Source organism: Streptomyces sp. NPDC001443 (assembly GCF_053597355.1).
This window is the reverse complement of sequence record NZ_JBSFIA010000013.1, coordinates 117,290-136,434: the sequence shown is the minus strand read 5'-3', so window position 1 is coordinate 136,434 and position 19,145 is coordinate 117,290. Positions and strand designations below refer to the sequence as shown.

At 74.1% G+C, this 19,145-nt stretch carries 19 protein-coding genes; 12 read left to right on the top strand and 7 right to left on the bottom strand.

The window, feature by feature from the left end; genetic code table 11:
- The first annotated feature begins 81 nt into the window (after positions 1–81).
- From hisI to lgt, 11 genes are all read left to right on the top strand, one after another.
- Positions 82–477 (top strand): phosphoribosyl-AMP cyclohydrolase, encoded by a 396-nt coding sequence (gene hisI, locus ACWC24_RS16580; protein ID WP_450663533.1) that lies wholly within the window; start codon positions 82–84, stop codon positions 475–477.
- A gap of 11 nt (positions 478–488) precedes the next feature.
- Entirely contained in the window at positions 489–1,967 is a 1,479-nt protein-coding gene (locus tag ACWC24_RS16575; protein WP_450663532.1) for an anthranilate synthase component I, read from the top strand.
- A gap of 68 nt (positions 1,968–2,035) precedes the next feature.
- Positions 2,036–2,689, top strand: coding sequence for a TIGR02234 family membrane protein (locus tag ACWC24_RS16570; protein ID WP_450663531.1), 654 nt, complete (start codon positions 2,036–2,038; stop codon positions 2,687–2,689).
- A gap of 180 nt (positions 2,690–2,869) precedes the next feature.
- Positions 2,870–3,121, top strand: a complete 252-nt coding sequence (locus ACWC24_RS16565) for an HGxxPAAW family protein (RefSeq protein ID WP_450663530.1) — start codon at positions 2,870–2,872, stop codon at positions 3,119–3,121.
- A gap of 97 nt (positions 3,122–3,218) precedes the next feature.
- A complete protein-coding gene (locus tag ACWC24_RS16560; protein WP_450663529.1) occupies positions 3,219–3,665 on the top strand; it encodes a DUF2752 domain-containing protein in 447 nt (148 codons plus the stop codon).
- Positions 3,666–3,842: 177 nt separating this feature from the next.
- Entirely contained in the window at positions 3,843–4,652 is an 810-nt protein-coding gene (gene trpC, locus ACWC24_RS16555) for an indole-3-glycerol phosphate synthase TrpC (protein ID WP_450663528.1), read from the top strand.
- Between the two features lie 22 nt (positions 4,653–4,674).
- Positions 4,675–4,905 (top strand): tryptophan biosynthesis modulator TrpM, encoded by a 231-nt coding sequence (trpM, locus tag ACWC24_RS16550; RefSeq protein ID WP_450663527.1) that lies wholly within the window; start codon positions 4,675–4,677, stop codon positions 4,903–4,905.
- Between the two features lie 79 nt (positions 4,906–4,984).
- Positions 4,985–6,268, top strand: a complete 1,284-nt coding sequence (gene trpB, locus ACWC24_RS16545) for a tryptophan synthase subunit beta (protein WP_450663526.1) — start codon at positions 4,985–4,987, stop codon at positions 6,266–6,268.
- Complete coding sequence (gene trpA, locus ACWC24_RS16540) at positions 6,265–7,101, top strand: tryptophan synthase subunit alpha (RefSeq protein ID WP_450663525.1); 837 nt, start codon at positions 6,265–6,267, stop codon at positions 7,099–7,101. Before trpB ends, trpA begins: the two co-directional genes overlap by 4 nt.
- A gap of 88 nt (positions 7,102–7,189) precedes the next feature.
- Entirely contained in the window at positions 7,190–7,966 is a 777-nt protein-coding gene (locus ACWC24_RS16535; protein ID WP_450663524.1) for a DsbA family protein, read from the top strand.
- Positions 7,967–8,443: 477 nt separating this feature from the next.
- On the top strand, positions 8,444–9,520 hold the full coding sequence (lgt, locus tag ACWC24_RS16530; protein ID WP_450663523.1) for a prolipoprotein diacylglyceryl transferase: 1,077 nt from the start codon (positions 8,444–8,446) through the stop codon (positions 9,518–9,520).
- Positions 9,521–9,603: 83 nt separating this feature from the next.
- Here the strand turns inward: lgt and ACWC24_RS16525 are convergent, their stop codons facing one another.
- The 7 genes from ACWC24_RS16525 to ACWC24_RS16495 are packed head-to-tail and all read right to left on the bottom strand — an operon-like array spanning position 9,604 to position 17,772.
- Positions 9,604–10,434, bottom strand: coding sequence for an HpcH/HpaI aldolase/citrate lyase family protein (locus ACWC24_RS16525; RefSeq protein ID WP_450663522.1), 831 nt, complete (start codon positions 10,432–10,434; stop codon positions 9,604–9,606).
- A complete protein-coding gene (locus ACWC24_RS16520; RefSeq protein ID WP_450663521.1) occupies positions 10,431–11,756 on the bottom strand; it encodes a CaiB/BaiF CoA transferase family protein in 1,326 nt (441 codons plus the stop codon). Before ACWC24_RS16520 ends, ACWC24_RS16525 begins: the two co-directional genes overlap by 4 nt.
- Complete coding sequence (gene rbsK / locus ACWC24_RS16515; RefSeq protein ID WP_450663520.1) at positions 11,753–12,646, bottom strand: ribokinase; 894 nt, start codon at positions 12,644–12,646, stop codon at positions 11,753–11,755. Before rbsK ends, ACWC24_RS16520 begins: the two co-directional genes overlap by 4 nt.
- Complete coding sequence (locus ACWC24_RS16510) at positions 12,643–14,040, bottom strand: ADP-ribosylglycohydrolase family protein (RefSeq protein WP_450663519.1); 1,398 nt, start codon at positions 14,038–14,040, stop codon at positions 12,643–12,645. The genes rbsK and ACWC24_RS16510 overlap by 4 nt, the downstream gene beginning before the upstream one ends.
- A complete protein-coding gene (locus ACWC24_RS16505) occupies positions 14,028–15,203 on the bottom strand; it encodes an ADP-ribosylglycohydrolase family protein (protein ID WP_450663518.1) in 1,176 nt (391 codons plus the stop codon). Before ACWC24_RS16505 ends, ACWC24_RS16510 begins: the two co-directional genes overlap by 13 nt.
- Positions 15,204–15,211: 8 nt before the next feature.
- A complete protein-coding gene (locus ACWC24_RS16500; protein ID WP_450663517.1) occupies positions 15,212–16,441 on the bottom strand; it encodes an ADP-ribosylglycohydrolase family protein in 1,230 nt (409 codons plus the stop codon).
- Positions 16,438–17,772, bottom strand: a complete 1,335-nt coding sequence (locus ACWC24_RS16495) for an ADP-ribosylglycohydrolase family protein (protein ID WP_450663516.1) — start codon at positions 17,770–17,772, stop codon at positions 16,438–16,440. The genes ACWC24_RS16500 and ACWC24_RS16495 overlap by 4 nt, the downstream gene beginning before the upstream one ends.
- A gap of 271 nt (positions 17,773–18,043) precedes the next feature.
- On the opposite strand from ACWC24_RS16495, the gene ACWC24_RS16490 reads away from it, so the two are divergent.
- Complete coding sequence (locus ACWC24_RS16490) at positions 18,044–18,775, top strand: VIT1/CCC1 transporter family protein (protein WP_392619372.1); 732 nt, start codon at positions 18,044–18,046, stop codon at positions 18,773–18,775.
- Positions 18,776–19,145 lie beyond the last annotated feature (370 nt).

Here is a 19,145-nt window from a genome sequence, read left to right as displayed (position 1 = left end):
CGTCAGCCTACGGCCGCGCGCCGGGTCCGCCCAGTGGACACCGCGCCCGGAACGCCCGGATCGCGCGGCACAATGGCAGCCATGACCAGCACGCCCCCGCCCAGCAGCCTGAACCCCGAGATCGCCGCCCGGCTCAAGCGCAGCGCCGACGGCCTCGTGCCCGCCATCGCCCAGCAGTACGACACCGGCGAGGTGCTCATGCTCGGCTGGATGGACGACGAGGCGCTGCACCGCACGCTGACCACGGGCCGCTGCACGTACTGGTCCCGCAGCCGCCGGGAGTACTGGGTCAAGGGCGACACCTCCGGTCACTTCCAGTGGGTCCGGTCCGTCGCCCTCGACTGCGACGCCGACACGCTGCTGGTCAAGGTCGACCAGGTCGGCGCCGCCTGCCACACCGGGGCGCGCACCTGCTTCGACGAGGACGTACTGCTCGCGGACGCCGCCGATTCCGGCGTGTCCGCCGACGATCAGTAAGGTCAGCCGCCATGGACCTCGAGACGTTCCGCAAACTGGCCACCGACCGGCGGGTCATCCCGGTCACCCGCAAGCTCCTCGCCGACGGCGACACCCCGGTCGCGCTCTACCGCAAGCTCGCCGCCGAGCGCCCCGGCACCTTCCTGCTGGAGTCCGCGGAGAACGGACGGTCCTGGTCCCGCTACTCCTTCGTCGGGGTCCGCAGCTCCGCCACGCTCACCGCGCGTGACGGCCAGGCCCACTGGCTCGGCGCCCCGCCCGTCGGCGTCCCCGTCGACGGCGACCCGCTCGCCGCGCTGCGCGCCACCATCGAGACCCTGCACACCCCCGGCCAGGACGACCTGCCGCCCTTCACCGGCGGAATGGTCGGCTACCTCGGCTACGACATCGTGCGCCGACTGGAGAAGATCGGCCCCGGCGAGCGCGACGACCTCCGGCTGCCCGAGCTGACCATGCTCCTCACCAGCGACCTGGCCGTCATGGACCACTGGGAGGGCTCCGTCCTGCTGATCGCCAACGCGATCAACCACAACGACCTCGACACCGGCGTCGACGACGCCTACACCGACGCCGTGGCCCGGCTGGACGCCATGGAGGCCGACCTCTCCCGCGCGGTCGCCCAGCCGCCCGCCGTGCTCCCGCCCTCCGAACTCCCCGAGTACAGCGCCCTGTGGGGCGGCGCGGACTTCCAGCGGGCCGTGGAGGACGTCAAGGAGCGCATCAGGGCCGGCGAGGCGTTCCAGGTCGTCCCCTCGCAGCGCTTCGAGACGCCGTGCACGGCGAGCGCGCTGGACGTCTACCGGGTGCTGCGGGCCACCAACCCCTCCCCGTACATGTACCTGTTCCGCTTCGAGGGCTTCGACGTCGTCGGCTCGTCCCCGGAGGCGCTGGTCAAGGTCGAGGACGGGCGGGCCATGGTCCACCCGATCGCCGGCACCCGGCACCGCGGGGCGACCCCGCAGGAGGACCAGGCCCTCGCCGACGAACTGCTCGCCGACCCCAAGGAGCGCGCCGAGCACCTCATGCTGGTCGACCTCGGGCGCAACGACCTCGGCCGGGTCTGCGAGCCGGGTTCGGTCGAGGTGGTCGACTTCATGTCCGTCGAGCGGTACTCGCACGTGATGCACATCGTCTCGACGGTCACCGGGCGGGTCGCGGCGGGCCGCACCGCCTTCGACGTGCTGACCGCCTGCTTCCCGGCGGGCACCCTGTCCGGCGCGCCGAAGCCGCGCGCGATGCAGATCATCGACGAACTGGAGCCGTCCCGGCGCGGGCTGTACGGCGGCTGCGTCGGCTATCTCGACTTCGCCGGCGACTCCGACACCGCCATCGCCATCCGTACGGCCCTGCTGCGCGACGGCACCGCCTACGTCCAGGCCGGGGCGGGCATCGTCGCCGACTCCGACCCGGTCGCCGAGGACACCGAGTGCCGCAACAAGGCGGCGGCGGTGCTGCGCGCGGTGCACACCGCGAACCGGCTCGGCGGGTGAACGGGGCCGGCAAGTAGGGCGCGTCTCACGTCGCCCCGGGTGCCGGTTCGCCCGGGGTTCAGGCGATAGTGGGGTACGTGACTGCTGTTCCTCACCCTCGTGCCCAAGCCGCTCCGGTCCGGTCCGGCCGCCGCAGCCTCGCCGTCGCCCTGCCGAGCGGGGCGCTGGGCGCCGCCGTGGCCCTGCTGGCCACCCGCCAGCGCTGGTCGCAGGGCACCGCGACGGTCGCCGGCGGCGACTTCCCGCTGACCGTCAAGGGCAGCGACGTCACCGGCGTCCCCGCGGCCCTGGCGATAGTGAGTCTCGCCGCGCTGGTCGCCGTCTTCGCGGTCCGTCGCACCGGCCGCCAACTGGTCTCCGCGCTGCTCGCGCTCTCCGGTGCCGGGATCGTCGCCGCGGCGCTGCTCGGCGCCTCCGACGCCTCCGCGCTCGACGAGAAGGCCGCGCAGGCCTCCGGCGACACCTCGGCCGTCGTGGCCGCCTTCACCCACACCGCGTGGCCGTACGTGGCCGCCGTGGGCGGCGCCCTGATCCTGCTGGCCGGGCTGCTGGCCCTGCGCTACGGCCCGCTGTGGCCGGCGATGTCGGGGCGCTACGAGCGCAACGGCAGGCCCAGGACACGCCGCGCGGCGCCGGCCGTCGACCCCGACCGGCCGGAGGACATCTGGAAGGCCCTGGACCGGGGAGAGGACCCGACGGGCACCGACCCCGACCCCGCCTGACATCCCCACAGCGCGGAACACCGGGGTCCGGCCGCCGCCCCGGCCGTGATCCGCCGCGCCGCGGCGTGCCGTACGCGCGGGAAGCACCCCCGATCACGGGCCGCGTCCGCGTACGGGACAATGGACGGTGAGCGTCCGGCTCAGACACGTACACACGTACACAGCAACGAGGAGCAAGTCATGGCGGGCAGCAGCCACGGTCACACCCCGGCCGCCTGGACCGGTGTCATCATCGCCTTCATCGGTTTCTGCGTCGCGGGCGCTTTCATGGTGATGGCGCAGCCCCTGGGCTTCTGGGGCGGCATGGTCATCGTCGCCCTCGGTGGTGTCGTCGGCTGGGCGATGAGCGCCGCGGGTCTGGGCCAGCCGAAGCAGGCCCCCCTCGTCGTCCAGTCCCCCGCGGGCCGCGAGCCGGCCGGCGTCGAGGGCTGAACACCCGCGTCACCGCGTACCCCGCAGGGGGCGGACCCGCGCCGTCGAGCGCGCGGGTGCGCCCCCTGTCGCGCGCTCACGGCCCGCACGGGGCAGAATGCGAGGCGTGAACGCCGACAGCCAGGGGGCCCGGGACCTGTCCACGGGGACCGTCGTGGGGCGGCTGGCCGTGCCCGCCGGACTGCTCGCGGCCGTCGCGGGCGCCTTCGTCTACGTCGGCGCCGTGGACCCCAACGAGCCGGGCCACTATCCCGTCTGCCCGCTGCTGCGCCTGACCGGCATCTACTGCCCCGGCTGCGGTGGTCTGCGCAGTGCGCACGCCTTCGTCCACGGCGACCTCGTGACGGCCCTCCAGGACAACGCGGCCGCCGTGCTCGGCTATCTGGGCTTCGCCGTACTGTGGACCGTCTGGGTGGTCCGCGCGGCCCGCGGACGGCCGCTGCGGATCGACCTCGGCCCGGCGCACCTGTGGACACTGGGCGTGTCGCTGCTGGTCTTCAGCGTGGTCCGGAACCTGCCGTTCGGCGGCTGGCTGCACCCTTGACCGGGGGACGGACGTCCAGGTAGTGGGACCGGTGTCAACCGGATGCGGGGCCTACGCCTTCCTCCGGATACCATCGCAGTGGCCGTGAATCGCGCCCACCGGCAGTGCCCGAGCGGCAGCCCCGGGGCGCAGGCCCGATCGCTTGAAGAGTCAACCGTCTGGAAGGGGGCCGCTCGCGTGAGTGTGCTCGACGAGATCATCGACGGAGTCCGTGCCGACCTCGCGGAACGGCAGGCGCGCGTCAGCCTCGACGAGCTCAAGGAGCGCGCGGCCAAGGCTCGTCCCGCCAAGGACGGGGTGGCCGCGCTGCGCGGCGAGGGCGTCAAGGTGATCTGCGAGGTCAAGCGCTCCAGCCCGTCCAAGGGCGCGCTGGCCGCGATCGCCGACCCGGCGGGGCTGGCCGCCGACTACGAGGCGGGCGGCGCCGCCGTCATCTCCGTACTGACCGAACAGCGCCGCTTCGGCGGCTCGCTGGCGGACCTCGAAGCGGTCCGCGCCCGCGTGGACATCCCCGTGCTGCGCAAGGACTTCATCGTCACCTCCTACCAGCTGTGGGAGGCGCGCGCCTACGGTGCCGACCTCGCCCTGCTGATCGTCGCGGCCCTGGAGCAGCCCGCCCTGGAGTCCCTGATCGAGCGCGCCGAGTCCATCGGGCTCACGCCGCTGGTCGAGGTGCACGACGAGGACGAGGTCGAGCGCGCGGTGGACGCGGGCGCCAAGGTCATCGGCGTCAACGCGCGCAACCTGAAGACCCTGGAGGTCGACCGCTCGACGTTCGAGCGGGTCGCCCCCGAGATCCCGGCCCACATCGTCAAGATCGCCGAGTCCGGCGTCCGCGGGCCGCACGACCTCATCGCCTACGCCAACGCCGGCGCCGACGCGGTCCTGGTCGGCGAGTCCCTGGTCACCGGCCGCGACCCCAAGGCCGCGGTGTCCGACCTGGTGGCGGCGGGCGAGCACCCGGCGCTGCGGCACGGACGCGACTGACGCACCGCTAGGGTTGATCCCGATGGCGCCCACGACACTCTCGACGACCGTGGACCGGTACGCCCGCCTCGCGCGCGGCTGCCGGCCCCGCGGCTGCCGTGCCCCCGCGCGCCGGGTGCACGGCCGTCGGGTGCGTTACGTCATCGGTGACGAGCCCGGCCAGGTCAACGGCAGGCGATGGCAGCGCCCCTGCAGGGGCGCGGGGCAGTACCGAACGTGCGGCTACCGCCGCGCGGGCGCGAGCGACCACTGACGGCTCGCGCCCATCGGACGTGTCTCCGCCCCCACGGCGAACAGTGTCTTTTTCCGCACACTCACCGTGAGGTTTTCGCATGCCCAGCGATTTCTTCTTCCCTGACCCCACCGGCCAGGTGCCCAGCGCCGAGGGCTATTTCGGCGCGTTCGGCGGCAAGTTCATCCCGGAGGCGCTCGTCGCCGCCGTGGACGAGGTCGCCGTCGAGTACGACAAGGCGAAGTCCGACCCCGAGTTCGCCCGCGAGCTCGACGACCTGCTGGTCAACTACACCGGCCGGCCCAGCGCCCTCACCGAGGTGCCCCGGTTCGCCGAGCACGCCGGCGGCGCCCGGGTGTTCCTCAAGCGCGAGGACCTGAACCACACCGGCTCCCACAAGATCAACAACGTGCTCGGCCAGGCCCTGCTCACCAAGCGCATGGGCAAGACCCGGGTCATCGCCGAGACCGGCGCCGGCCAGCACGGCGTCGCGACGGCCACCGCCTGCGCGCTGTTCGGCCTCGAATGCACCATCTACATGGGCGAGATCGACACCCAGCGCCAGGCCCTCAACGTGGCCCGGATGCGCATGCTCGGCGCCGAGGTCGTCGCCGTGAAGTCCGGCAGCCGGACCCTGAAGGACGCCATCAACGAGGCCTTCCGGGACTGGGTCGCCAACGTCGACCGCACCCACTACCTGTTCGGTACCGTCGCCGGACCGCACCCCTTCCCCGCCATGGTCCGCGACTTCCACCGGGTCATCGGCGTCGAGGCCCGGCGCCAGATCCTGGAGCGCGCCGGCCGGCTGCCCGACGCGGCCGTCGCCTGCGTCGGCGGCGGCTCCAACGCCATCGGCCTCTTCCACGCCTTCATCCCCGACACGGACGTCCGCCTGATCGGCTGCGAGCCCGCCGGGCACGGCGTGGAGACCGGCGAGCACGCGGCCACCCTGACCGCGGGCGAGCCCGGCATCCTGCACGGTTCGCGCTCCTACGTCCTCCAGGACGACGAGGGCCAGATCACCGAGCCGTACTCGATCTCGGCCGGCCTGGACTACCCGGGCATCGGCCCCGAGCACTCGTATCTCAAGGACAGCGGCCGCGCCGAGTACCGCGCCGTGACCGACGACGCCGCGATGCAGGCCCTGCGCCTGCTGTCGCGCACCGAGGGCGTCATCCCGGCCATCGAGAGCGCCCACGCCCTCGCCGGTGCCCTGGAGGTCGGCCGTGAGCTCGGCCCGGACGGGCTGATCGTCATCAACCTGTCGGGCCGCGGCGACAAGGACATGGACACCGCCGCGCGCTACTTCGGCCTGTACGACACCGACGCCGAGGTCGCCGCCGACGCGGCCGACATCGCCGAGATCGAGGGGGACGCCAAGTGAGCGGGACTGCATCGAACGGCGGGAACGGCCGGCTGCTGTCGGACACCCTCGCCGCCGCGAAGGCCGAGGGCCGCTCCGCCCTCATCGCCTACCTCCCGGCCGGTTTCCCGACCGTGGACGGCGGCATCGAGGCGATCAAGGCCGCCTTCGACGGCGGTGCCGACGTCGTCGAGGTGGGCCTGCCGCACAGCGACCCGGTCCTCGACGGCCCCGTCATCCAGACCGCCGACGACATCGCCCTGCGCGGCGGCGTCCGGATCGCCGACGTGATGCGCACGGTGCGCGAGGCGCACGAGGCGACCGGCAAGCCCGTCCTGGTGATGACGTACTGGAACCCGATCGACCGCTACGGCGTCGAGCGCTTCACCGCCGAGCTCGCCCGGGCCGGCGGGGCCGGGGCGATCCTGCCCGACCTGCCGGTGCAGGAGTCCGCGCTGTGGCGGGAGCACGCCGCGAAGCACGACCTCGCGACGGTCTTCGTGGTGGCACCCAGCAGCAAGGACGAGCGGCTCGCCGAGATCACCGCGGCGGGCAGCGGTTTCGTCTACGCCGCCTCGCTGATGGGGGTCACCGGCACCCGGGCCTCGGTGGGCGCGCAGGCCGAGGACCTGGTCCGGCGCACCCGGGCCACCGGCACCGGCCTGCCCGTCTGTGTCGGCCTCGGCGTGTCGAACGCCGAGCAGGCCGCCGAGGTGGCCGACTTCGCCGACGGCGTGATCGTCGGCTCGGCCTTCGTCAAGCGGATGCTGGACGCCCCGGACGAGGCGGCCGGCCTCGAGGCGGTCCGCGCGCTCGCGGGCGACCTCGCGAAGGGCGTGCGCCGACAGGTGTGACGTAAGGGACATTCCGTACGAGTCACTCGAACGGGTGGACCTGGGGCCGGGGAGGCGCGCTGCGCCTCCCCGGTTCGTTCCTGCGTGTGTGAGCGAGAAGAACCACCATGACGGAAAGCGCGCCGCACGCGAGCGGCTGGCGGTCGAACGTGAGAAGCAGAAGGCCGGGGAGAGGCGTCGACGGACGCTGATCGTGGGCGCGAGCGTCGTCTGCGTACTGGGACTGGCGGCGGTGATCGGCATCGTCGCCGCGAACGCCGGCAAGGACAAGAGCGGCAACGCGGGCCCGGTCGCCGCGCCCTCGGGAGCGCAGGGCAAGGACGGCCTCGCCATCCCGGTCGGCCAGGAGAGCGCGAAGTCGACGCTCACCGTCTGGGAGGACTTCCGCTGCCCGGCCTGCAAGGCCTTCGAGGCGGCGTACCGCCCGACCGTCCACGAGCTGACGGACGCCGGGCAGCTGAAGGTGGAGTACCACCTGGCCACCCTCATCGACGGCAACATGGGCGGCAGCGGCTCCCGCAAGGCCGCCAACGCCGCGGCCTGCGCCCAGGACGCCGGCAAGTTCACCGCGTACCACGACGTGCTCTACGAGAACCAGCCGCCGGAGACCCAGGACGCCTACGCGGACAACGCCAAGCTCATCGAGCTCGCGGGCAAGGTCGACGGTCTCGACACACCGGAGTTCCGCAAGTGCGTCGAGGAGGGCACGCACGACAGCTGGGTCGTGAAGTCGAACGAGGCCTTCAAGGCCGGGAAATTCGGCGGTACCCCGACCGTGCTGCTCGACGGCAAGAACATCTACCAGGACCCGACGATGACCCCGCAGAAGCTGAAGGAGATGGTGCAGCAGGCGGCCAAGGGGTAGGCAACTACTTAATCAGAGAGTGCGCACGAGGCCGGATTAGCTCGATCGTGTGATGGTCGGCTCGTGGGCTTGCGGTCTCCTGGGCCGATTGGGTTGGCGTGACTGCATGATCTGGGACGTCAGGTGTGGCGTCGGCGTGCGGGGCCCCCGCTCCACCGGAGAGATGGTTCGGGGCCTGCCCGTCGCCTCTGGCCGTACCCGTCCGGCCAGGTCGTGCGGGGAACCGGCCTCCCGGGACCGGACCACGCACATGATGCGTGTCGCCGCCCCGGGGTTGAGTACGCCGGGGACCTGGGGGCACCTCCCACGCCCTTGAGGCAGTGGGGGAGCGCTCAAGACCGTTCGGAGCGTGCGGCTGAGTGGGCTCACTTCTGCTCAGTCCTGAGGAACGGTGACTGATCCCCGCCCGCCTGTTATGGAGCCGTAGCCGGGCTGCCTGCCGTGGGCCCGGTCCGGCACGGTAGCGTCGACCTTGCCATGGAACTTGCCTACATTCCCAGCCCGTCGCGCGGGGTGCTGCACCTCGGTCCCATTCCGCTGCGCGGCTACGCGTTCTGCATCATCATCGGCGTCTTCGTAGCCGTCTGGCTCGGCAACAAACGCTGGATCGCCCGCGGCGGGCGGGCCGGCACGGTGGCCGACATCGCGGTCTGGGCCGTGCCCTTCGGCCTGGTCGGCGGCCGGCTCTACCACGTGATCACGGACTACGAGCTGTACTTCAGCGAGGGCCGTGACTGGGTGGACGCCTTCAAGGTCTGGGAGGGCGGCCTCGGCATCTGGGGCGCCATCGCGCTCGGCGCCGTGGGCGCGTGGATCGGCTGCCGCCGTCGCGGCATCCCGCTGCCCGCCTACGCCGACGCCATCGCCCCCGGCATCGCCCTCGCCCAGGCGATCGGACGCTGGGGCAACTGGTTCAACCAGGAGCTCTACGGACGGCCCACCGACCTGCCGTGGGCGCTGAAGATCACGTCCTCGACGGACGGCCGGATCCCGGGCACCTACCACCCGACGTTCCTGTACGAGTCCCTGTGGTGCGTCGGCGTCGCGTTCCTGGTCATCTGGGCCGACCGCCGCTTCGAGCTCGGACACGGCCGGGCGTTCGCGCTGTACGTCGCGGCGTACTGCGTGGGCCGCGGCTGGATCGAGTACATGCGGGTCGACGACGCCCACCACATCCTGGGGCTCCGCCTGAACGACTGGACCGCGCTCGTCGTCTTCCTGCTCGCGGTGCTGTACATCGTGGTGTCGGCGAAGAAGCGGCCCGGCCGGGAGGCCGAGGTCGAGCCCGGCGCCGGCCCCGAGGGCGGCGACGGGACCGAGGCGCAGGCCGACGACAAGACCGACAAGACCGAGGCCGAGGCCGAGGACAGGACCGAGGACACGGCGGACGCCGAGGCGGACCGCGGGGCCGGGGACGCGGCCGAGGGCACGCCGGCCGACCGGCCCGAGGGCGGGACGGCGGCCGAGGCCGACACCGAAGCCGACGCCGCCGACGACGCCTCGGACGCGAAGGCGAAGGACGACCGGACCGAGTCGGCGGGCAAGAAGGGCTGACGTCGGACCGTACGACGACAGGGCGCCCCGGGCCGCACGGCCCGGGGCGCCCTGTCGTGTTCCCGTGGTTCCCGCGTCGGGGCTCAGCGGCGCAGGGCCAGCGACAGCGTCCGCTGGGCCTGCGCCACCACCGCCGTGTCGACGAACGTCCCGTCCGGCAGCGCCTGGGCGCCCTGCTCCCGGGCCGCCGCCTTCACCACCGCCTCCGCCTGCTCGATCTCCTCGGCGGTGGGCAGGTAGGCGCGCTCGATGACCGGGAGCTGGCGGGGGTGGATGGCCGCGCGCCCCAGGAAGCCGAGCGCCCGGCCGTGGGCGCAGGTCGCGGCCAGGCCGTCCAGGTCCCGGATGTCCGGGTACACCGACTGGGCCGGGGGCGGCAGGCCCGCCGCCCGCGCGGCGACGACCACCCGGCAGCGGGACCAGTCGAGGCCGGTGTCACCGGGCACGCCCAGGTCGGCCCGTAGATCCGACTCGCCCAGGGAGATGCCCCGCAGCGCCGGGTGGGCGCGGGCGATGGCGTGGGCGTGCTCGATGCCCAGAGCCGTCTCCAGGAGGGCGTGCAGGGGCGGGGTGCCGGTGCCCGCTCCGGCCGTGCGTCCGGCGATACCGGCGATCTGCTCCGGCGAGGTCACCTTCGGCAGGCGCAGCCCGGACACCCCCGGCAGGGCGGCCACGGCGTGCAGGTCGGCCGCGACCAGCGGCCCGTCCAGGGCGTTGACCCGGACGTGGACGGGGACCGGCTGCGTCTGCGAGAGCAGCTCGGCGGTGGCCGCGCGGGCGTACTCCTTGCGGTCCGGGGCGACCGCGTCCTCCAGGTCGACCACCACGACGTCGGCGCCGCAGACGAGCGCCTTGGCGACCACCGCGGGGCGGTCACCGGGGACGTACAGCCAGGTCAACGGGGTCTTCGTCATACGGCGCCCTCCGCCCGCAGATCGGCCAGCCGGGCCGGGGACAGGCCCAGCTCGGTCAGCACCGCGTCGGTGTCCGCGCCGTGCGGCCGGCCCGCCCAGCGGATCGCGCCCGGGGTGGCGGAGAGCCGGAAGAGGACGTTCTGCATGCGCAGCGGGCCCAGTTCCGGGTCGTCGACGGTGGTGATGGTGCCGAGGGCCGCGTACTGGGGGTCGGTCATCACCTCGCGCACGTCCTGGACCGGGGCGACCGCCGCCTCCGCCTTGTCGAAGGCCAAGAGCACCTCGTCCCGGGAACGCTCGGCGATCCAGGAGCCGACCGCCGCGTCGAGGACGTCGGTGTGCCGGGCCCGCTCGGCGCCGGTGGCGAACCACGGCTCGTCGATCAGCTCGGGGCGGCCGACCAGGTGCATCAGCCGTTCCGCGACCGACTGGGCGGAGGTGGAGACGGCGACCCAGCCGCCGTCGGCCGTGCGGTAGGTGCCGCGCGGGGCGTTGTTCTGGGAGCGGTTCCCGGTGCGCGGCTGTACGTGACCGAGCTGGTCGTACCAGAGGGGCTGCGGGCCGAGGACGGTCAGGATCGGCTCGATGATCGCCATGTCGACGACCTGCCCCCGGCCCGTACGGTCCCGGGCGGCCAGCGCCGTCATCACGGCGTACGCGGTGGCCAGGCCGGCGATGGAGTCGGCCAGGCCGAACGGGGGCAGGGTCGGGGGCGCGTCCGGCTCGCCCGTGATCGCGGCGAAGCCGCTCATCGCCTCGGCGAGGGTGCCGAAGCCGGGCCGGTGCGCGTACGGACCGAACTGGCCGAAGCCGGTGACCCGGGTGAGGACCAGACGGGGGTTGGCCGCGGACAGCTCCTCCCAGCCCAGATCCCACTTCTCCAGGGTGCCGGGGCGGAAGTTCTCGATGATCACGTCGGCCGTGGCGGCGAGCCGGAGCAGGGTCGCCCGGCCGCCGGGCTTGGACAGGTCGAGGGTGATCGCGCGCTTGTTGCGGGCGAGCAGTTTCCACCACAGCCCCACGCCGTCCTTCGACGGGCCGTGGCCGCGGGACGGGTCGGGCCTGGTCGGGTGCTCGACCTTGACGACCTCGGCGCCGAAGTCGCCGAGCATGGTGGCGGCCAGCGGCCCGGCGAAGAGGGTCGCGAGGTCGAGGACGCGCAGACCGGTCAGCGGGGGGCCGGTGTGCGGCACCTCCGGACGCGGGGTACCGGTGGGCGGGACGTCGTCGCGTGCGGTGCCGGGGGAGGGGGCGTCCGTACGCGGGGTACCGGGGAGCGGGGTGCCAGGGTGCGGGCCGTCAGGGGCCGGGGCGTCGGTCATGCGGTGTACCGTGCCTCGATCTCGGAGCGGTAAGGCATCGACGCCGACGCCCCTTCCCGCTGCACGGACAGCGCGGCCGCCGCGGCGGCCCAGGCCAGGGCCTCCCGCACGGACCGGTCCTCGCCGAGGGCGACCGCCAGCGCGCCGACGAAGGTGTCGCCCGCTCCGGTGGAGTCCACGGCGCTCACCCGGGGCGCCGGGACGGTGAGCGGTGCGGCGCCCCGGGCCGCGTACAGGCTGCCCGCGGCGCCGAGGGTGACGACCACCTCCGGCACCTGGTCGAGCAGGGCGAGCGCCGCTTCGCGCGGGTCGGTGCGGCCGGTGAGGGCGGCGGCCTCGTGCTCGTTGGGGACCAGCAGGTCGACGGCGGCGAGCAGGTCGGGCGGGAGCGGCTGGGCGGGGGCGGGGGTGAGGATCGTACGGACGCCGTGGGCGCGGGCGGCGCGTGCTCCCGCGACGACCGCCCGCAGCGGGATCTCCAGCTGGAGCAGCAGGGCGTCGGCGGAGGCGACGAGGTTGTCGTCGGCGGGGGTGAGGTGGTCCACGGTGCCGTTCGCGCCGGGTACCACGACGATCGCGTTGCCGCCCTCGTCGTCCACGACGATGTGCGCGGTGCCGGAGGGGCCCTCGGCGGTGCGCAGCAGGCCGGTGTCGACGCCGGAGTCCTCCAGGGTGGCGCGCAGCCGGGTGCCGAAGGAGTCGTTGCCGACCGCGCCGATCATCGCCACGCCGGCCCCGGCGCGGGCGGCGGCGATCGCCTGGTTGGCGCCCTTGCCGCCGGGGATCGTACGGAACTCCCGTCCCGTCACGGTCTCCCCGCGCTGCGGGGCCTTCTCGACATAGGCGACGAGGTCCATGTTCGTGCTGCCGAGCACGACGATTCGGGTCATGGGCGAGATGCCTCCACGAGGGTGAGGTGGGCCAGGGTGTCGAAGCCGGTGCCGTCGAAGTCGCCGACGGAGGTGGAGAGGCGGTTCTTCAGGGGGGTGGTCCAGCGGTCGGGCAGCGCGGCGGGCGTGCCGGCGAGCAGGCCGGCGATGCTGCCGGCGGTCGCCCCGTTGGAGTCGGTGTCCCAACCGCCCGAGACGGCACGGCAGATGGAGCCGGCGAAGTCGCCGTCCGCGTGGGTGAGGGCGGCGGCGACGAGCGCGGTGTTGGGGATCGCGTGGACCCAGTGGTGGGTGGCCGAGTAACGGGCGTGGAGTTCGTCGACGACCGTGTCGAAGTCCGGCTGTTCCCGGGCCAGTTCGATGGCGTGGGTGACGGCGCGGGCCAGCCGGGAGCGGGGCGGGACGACCGCCAGCCCCTTGCGCAGGCAGGCATGGATGTCCCCCCTGCCCGTACCGCCACCCACGCAGGCGTCGCCGAAGGCGGCCGCGATGACGGCCGCCGTGAACATCGCCGCGTAGACGCCGTTGGCGGTGTGGGTGAGGGTGGCGTCGCGGTGGGCCTGTTCGGCGGCCGCCCCGGGGTCGCCGGGGTTGGTCCAGCCGTGGACGTCCGCGCGGATCAGGGCGCCGATCCATTCGCGGAAGGGGTTGCGGTGCCGGGCGGTGTGCGGCGGGACGAGACCGGCCAGGAGGTTGCGGTAGGCCAGGCGCTCGGCCGTGAAGGTGCGGCCGGCGGGGAGTTCGTCCAGCCAGACGGTGGCGACGTCGACGGTGGTGAAGGACCTGCCGTGGCGTTGCAGCAACAGGAGGTTGAGCAGCGGGTAGTTGAGGTCGTCGTCCTCGGGCATGCCGTCGATGTTCTCGGCCAGCGAGGTGGGCGCCGAGCGGCGGTTCCAGGGGTGGGCGCGCAGCAGTTCGCCGGGGACGCCCCTGGCCGTGAACCAGCCGGTCAGCGGCCAGTTGCCGGTGGACCGGGCGAGGGCGCGGATGGCGGTCAGGGGGAGCTTCTCGACGGGCTTGCCCAGCAGACAGCCGGCCGCCCGGCCCAGCCAGGCGGCCTCCAGCGGGAGCGGGCCGTCCGGGGCCGGTCGGCGGCCGGGCGGGGGCGGCGCGGGCCAGTCGGGGCAGCTCGCCCTGATCGCGGCCAGGTCCGTCGGCTCCTCGTCCGTCAACCTGCCGGGCAGGTCGGCGAGTTCGTCCAGCAGGTCCTCCGCGAGCTGGCGCAGCCAGCGCGAGGCGGGATCCGCCGACGCCCCCGCCCGCAGCGGCGCGGACCGGCCGCCCGCCGCCCGCCACCGGGCCGCGATCGCCGAGGCCTCCCGTCCGTCCTGGGCCGCCTGCCGGAGTTCGTGCCCCACCAGGTCCTCCGGCTGCACCCAGGTCAGCCGGAGCACCTCGGGCCCCCGATCTCGCAGAAGGCCGCCTCGTGGGCGCGGCGCCGGCGGACGTCCCGCTCGAAGATCTCCCGGGTCACCTCGGTGAGCGTACGGCCCGGCTCCCACAGGTCCAGCCGGCTGGCCTCCGCGACCGTCTTCGCCCAGTCCTCCGGTACCGGTGAGCCCAGCGCGCCCGCCACCGCGCCCGCCATCGTCGCGATCGAGTCGCAGTCGCGTCCGTAGTTCACCGAACCGAGCACCGCCGTGCGGTAGTCGCCGGCCGACAGCACCACCATGCCCAGGGCGACGGGGAGTTCCTCGATCGCGTGCAGCCGGGACGGGCGGCGGGCGGCCAGCGACGGGGCGCGGTAGTCGGGGCCCACGGTGTCGAACGGGGCAACCGCCTCGCGCAGCGGGCCGAGCGCCGACTCGAACTCCGTGTACCGGGCGGCCGTCTCGCAGACCGCCTCGATAGCCGTGCGCGTGCCGTCCTTCGCCAGGGACAGACAGGCGGCCACGACCGAGTCGGGTGTCGCGCCGGGGGCGGCCGCCGCGGCGACGGCCGCCGCGAAGACACCCGCCGCCTCGCGGCCGTACGACGACTGGTGCGCGCCGGCGATGTCCAGTGCCTCCTGGTACGCGGCCGCCGGGTTGGCCGCGTTGACCAGGCCGACCGGGGCCATGTACATCGCCGCGCCGCAGTTGACGATGTTGCCGACGCCCGCCTCGCGCGGGTCGACATGGCCGTAGTGCAGTCGGGCCACCAGCCACTTCTCCGCCAGGAACACCCGTTGCAAGGGCAGGGCCTCCGCCTCCAGCTCCGGGATCCACCGGGGCTGGGTCATCAGGTCCGGCACCAGCCGGTCCGTGATCGCGTACGCGTCCAGGTGGTCGCGGACCGCGGCGTAGACCCGGACCAGCGCATGGGTCATCAGGGTGTCGTCGGTGACGTGCCCGTCGCCCTTGTGGTACGGGGCGATGGGGCGGGCGGTGCGCCAGGCGTCGCCGTTCCAGGGGCCGACGATGCCGTGCACGCGGCCGCCGTGGCGTTCGAGGATCTGGTCGGGGGAGTAGCCCTCGACGGGGCCGCCGAGGGCGTCGCCGACGGCCGCCCCGACGAGGGCTCCGGTGATCCGCTCGTCGAGGGGCGCCGCGTGACTTTCTTCTCCTTTGGGCGTCATGCCCCGAATCATCCTCCTGGTGGCGCCGGTTGCGTGGCTTCCAGGAGTTCGGCGAGTTCCACCAGGTCCGTGTCGGTGAGCCGGGGCAGTGCGCAGCCGGACAGGGTGCGGCAGGTGGCGCGCCAGGACGCGGGGATCGCGGCGCCGCCGCTCAGGGCCCCGGTCAGGGCACCGGCCAGGGCCGGGGCCGAGTCCGCGACCCGGGACAGACAGGCCGCGGCGGGGACGGCCTCCGCGATCCGGCCGTGCGCCGCGGCGGCCAGGGCCAGGGCGACCGGGACGGTCTCCGCGGCGGCGATGCCGTAGCTGTAGACGTGGTCGACGATCTGGTGTTCGAGGAGGGGGACCGCGGCGAAGGCGCTGTCGGCGTCGCGCGCGAGCCGGAGCGCGTGCCGGGCGTTGCGGCCGATCTCCGTCTCCTCGGGCAGCTCGGCCAGCGCCGCGGTCACACAGGTCTCCACCCCCGCGCCGACGAGGGCCAGGGAGAGGGCCGCCGCCATCGCACGGGCGCCGTGCACGCCGTCGCCGTCCTGGGTGTAGCGGGCGTCGAACTCGGCCAGTCCGGCGGCGAGCCGGGCGTCGCCGGGATGGGCCACGGCGAGCACGCAGGCCCGTACGCAGGCCGCGTCGTCGAAGTAGTGCGGATTGTCGTGGCCGGTGGCGGGCGGGCGCAGCCCGGCGGCCAGGTTGCCGAGTCCGGCCCGTACCGAGATGCGGGCGCGCAGGGGGAGGACCGCCGACTCGATCTCCGGGGCCCGGTCGGCCGCCGCCGCGACCTCGCTGGCCACGGCGTTCCAGGTCAGGTCGATGGCGGCCCGGGTGCGGCGCTCGCGGCTGAGGTCGCCGAGGACGCTGTCGTCGCCGGCCCGCAGGAGGGCCTCGGCCGCGAACGCCGCCCACTCGGCGTCGTCGGAGGGGCCGAGGCGCAGCGGCTCGGGGGGCTGGTTGAGGGCGATGGGGACGGGGAGCGTGGTCGTCGCGTTCTGCTCGGCGAAGGTGTCCAGCTCGCGGGTGAGGCGACGGGTCCACTCCGGCATCCGGGCCGCGCGGTGCCGGGCGGCGGGCCAGCCGGCCGCGTCCCCGGCGGCGAGACCGAGCAGCAGGCCCTCGACGCGCCGGGGGCGGGGGTCCGGAAGGGGTGCGCAGGCGGGGGCCGGGGCGGGGGCGAGGCCCGCGCCGACGGTGTGCGCGGCGGTGCCCGCGTCGGCGCCGTCGTCCCAGGGTCCGGGCGGCGTCATGAGCGCACCTGCGGGGTGTCGGCGCCCGGCGCGGAGGTGCGGGTGCCGGCCGCCGCGGGGGCGCCCGGCGCGGCGGTGCCCGGCGCGGCGGCGGGCAGCAGCCGATCGCCTTGCGCCGCCCGCCGCAGCCGCGGCCGCACCCGTTCCGGCCGCCGCACGGGGTCCGGCTCGGGTAGGGGGTTCGTGCGCCGTGCGGGTTCCGGCGTCGGTGCGGGGGCCGTGCGCCGTGCGGGTTCCGGCGTCGGTGCGGGGGCCGTGCGCCGTGCGGGTTCCGGCGTCGGTGCGGGGGCCGTCCGCCGTGCGGGGGCCGGGCCGGTCGGGGCCCACTTGCCGCCCTCGCCCGGGGTCAGCAGTTCCGCCACGTCGAGGACGTGGTGGCCGGCCATGGACGGCAGGCAGCTTCCGCGGGCCGGGCCGATCGCGGCCGCCCACTCCGCCGGGATGCTGTGCTCCCCCTGGGTCGCGCCCGCCAGCGCGCCCGCCACCGCTGCCGTGGTGTCGGCGTCGCGCCCCATGTTGACCGCGGTCAGCACCGCGTCCCGGAAGTCGCCGTCGGCCGCCGCGTACGCGCCGAAGGCGAGGGCGACCGCCTCGGGGGCCAGGTCGGTCCAGGGGTAGCCGCCGATGACGACGGCGGAGCGGACGGCGCGTTCGCCGCGGTGGGCCACGGCCACGGCGCGGCGCAGGGAGCGGGCCGTCCAGGAGTCGTCGGGGACGACCGCGAGGGCGGCGGCGACCACGGTGATCGGCGGGGCGCCCGCCATGGCCGCGGCGACCCCGGCGGCCACGGCCTGGCCGCCGTAGATGCCCTCGCCCTCGTGGCTGACCGAGCCGTCGATCGCCACCAGCCGGGCCGCCTCGGCGGGGCGGCCCGCGGCGAACACCCCGAAGGGGGCCGCGCGCATGGCGAGGCCGTCGCTCCAGGCGTGGCGGTGCTGGGCGGAGATGGGGGCGGCGAGGCCGCGGCGCAGGTTCTCCAGCGTGCCGCGCTCGCTGAACCCGGCGCCCCGGAAGGGGCCCTCCGCCCGGTCCGCGATCCACTCGTGCCAGGCCGCCCCCACATGGGCCGGGGTGAGCGCACAGCCGTGCCGGGCCAGCAGCAGGCCGGAGAAGATCGCGTACTCGGTGTCGTCGGTACCGGCCGGCCTCTCGGCGACGTACCCCGTGATGCGGCCCCAGCGGGCGCGGATCTCGGACGGTTTCATGTTCTCGGCCGGTGCGCCGAGCGCGTCGCCGACGGCCAGGCCCAGCAGGGCGCCGCGGGCCCGGTCGCGGAGTTCTGCGGCGCCGCCGGGCGCCGGGACCGGGGGAATGCAGGCGGTGGATGGCATACGAGGCCTCTCCTCCGGGGGCTCCGACCAGGGCGCGGAACCCTTTGCGGATGTGTCCCACCGGAGCGGCCCGGCAGAGCCTCGGAGAACCCAGCATCACCCGGTCGACATCTGTGCAGAGGTCAACACGGATGAGCGGGCGATGGTAAAACCGCAGGTTAGCCCAGCCTTCCCTTGCTGGTGGCGGGGAATTTCACGGCGTAGTGTCGGTGTTGTCGAAAAGTGGATTCAATCTAAAGTTAGCTTTGCCTAAGCTTCCTGGGGGACCTTCATGGCGATCATCGACACCGAGGCGACGCTGCACGAGGCGCACCGCGACAACCACACGCACCGCGATGTGAACGGCGGCTGGCTGCGCCCCGCCGTGTTCGGTGCGATGGACGGCCTGGTCTCCAACCTGGCGCTGATGACCGGTGTCGCGGGCGGGGCCGTCGGCCAGAACGCCATCGTGCTGACCGGGCTCGCGGGCCTGGCCGCCGGCGCCTTCTCCATGGCGGCGGGCGAGTACACCTCCGTCGCCTCGCAGCGCGAACTCGTCGAAGCCGAACTGGACGTGGAGCGGCGGGAGTTGAGAAAGCACCCGCAGGACGAGGAGGCCGAGCTCGCGGCGCTGTACGAGGCGCGTGGCGTCGAGCCCGCACTGGCCCGGGAGGTGGCGCGGCAGCTCTCGCGCGACCCCGAGCAGGCGCTGGAGATCCACGCCCGCGAGGAGCTCGGCATCGACCCGGGCGATCTGCCCTCGCCGCTGGTCGCCGCCGTGTCGAGCTTCGGCTCCTTCGCCCTGGGCGCCCTGCTGCCGGTACTGCCGTATCTGCTCGGTGCCACCGTGCTGTGGCCGGCGGTGCTGCTCGCTCTGCTCGGCCTCTTCGGCTGCGGTGCCGTGGTGGCCAGGGTGACGGCGCGGTCCTGGTGGTACAGCGGTCTGCGGCAGCTCGCGCTGGGTGGCGCGGCGGCCGGTGTGACGTACGCCCTCGGCAGTCTGTTCGGAACGGCCGTAGGATAGTCAGGACGGAACTTATGCGGTGGGACGCATAAGTAACCGTTACTCGCTGGTTTCGAATGCTTAACCACTGGGCATGAGCCGTAAGCGCTCGAGCAACGAGGCTCGCGGCGCGCCGGTGGAGTGGGCGAAGACGCTCCCTCCACCCCCTTTTGGGCCGACGGACATCGATCTGCTCCGCTCGGTCACCACATACTTCTCGCCACCGTGCGCGTACCCCCGCCGCGACACCGTGGCGTCCGCATGTTGGAACGGAGTATCCGGTTCCCGGGAATCGCTCCATCATGTAACCTGCACGAAATTTTGAGCACACTCAGCAGAGGGCCAACGTCGTCCCTCGGCACCCTCACATGCCACTTGACGACGACGGGAG

Coding starts and splice junctions, on each gene's coding strand:
- hisI (WP_450663533.1), top strand. CDS start 82: ATGACCAGCACGCCCCCGCCCAGCAGCCTGAACCCCGAGATCGCCGCC.
- ACWC24_RS16575 (WP_450663532.1), top strand. CDS start 489: ATGGACCTCGAGACGTTCCGCAAACTGGCCACCGACCGGCGGGTCATC.
- ACWC24_RS16565 (WP_450663530.1), top strand. CDS start 2,870: ATGGCGGGCAGCAGCCACGGTCACACCCCGGCCGCCTGGACCGGTGTC.
- ACWC24_RS16560 (WP_450663529.1), top strand. CDS start 3,219: ATGCGAGGCGTGAACGCCGACAGCCAGGGGGCCCGGGACCTGTCCACG.
- trpM (WP_450663527.1), top strand. CDS start 4,675: ATGGCGCCCACGACACTCTCGACGACCGTGGACCGGTACGCCCGCCTC.
- trpB (WP_450663526.1), top strand. CDS start 4,985: ATGCCCAGCGATTTCTTCTTCCCTGACCCCACCGGCCAGGTGCCCAGC.
- lgt (WP_450663523.1), top strand. CDS start 8,444: ATGGAACTTGCCTACATTCCCAGCCCGTCGCGCGGGGTGCTGCACCTC.
- ACWC24_RS16525 (WP_450663522.1), bottom strand. CDS start 10,434: ATGACGAAGACCCCGTTGACCTGGCTGTACGTCCCCGGTGACCGCCCC.
- ACWC24_RS16520 (WP_450663521.1), bottom strand. CDS start 11,756: ATGACCGACGCCCCGGCCCCTGACGGCCCGCACCCTGGCACCCCGCTC.
- rbsK (WP_450663520.1), bottom strand. CDS start 12,646: ATGACCCGAATCGTCGTGCTCGGCAGCACGAACATGGACCTCGTCGCC.
- ACWC24_RS16505 (WP_450663518.1), bottom strand. CDS start 15,203: ATGACGCCCAAAGGAGAAGAAAGTCACGCGGCGCCCCTCGACGAGCGG.
- ACWC24_RS16500 (WP_450663517.1), bottom strand. CDS start 16,441: ATGACGCCGCCCGGACCCTGGGACGACGGCGCCGACGCGGGCACCGCC.
- ACWC24_RS16495 (WP_450663516.1), bottom strand. CDS start 17,772: ATGCCATCCACCGCCTGCATTCCCCCGGTCCCGGCGCCCGGCGGCGCC.
- ACWC24_RS16490 (WP_392619372.1), top strand. CDS start 18,044: ATGGCGATCATCGACACCGAGGCGACGCTGCACGAGGCGCACCGCGAC.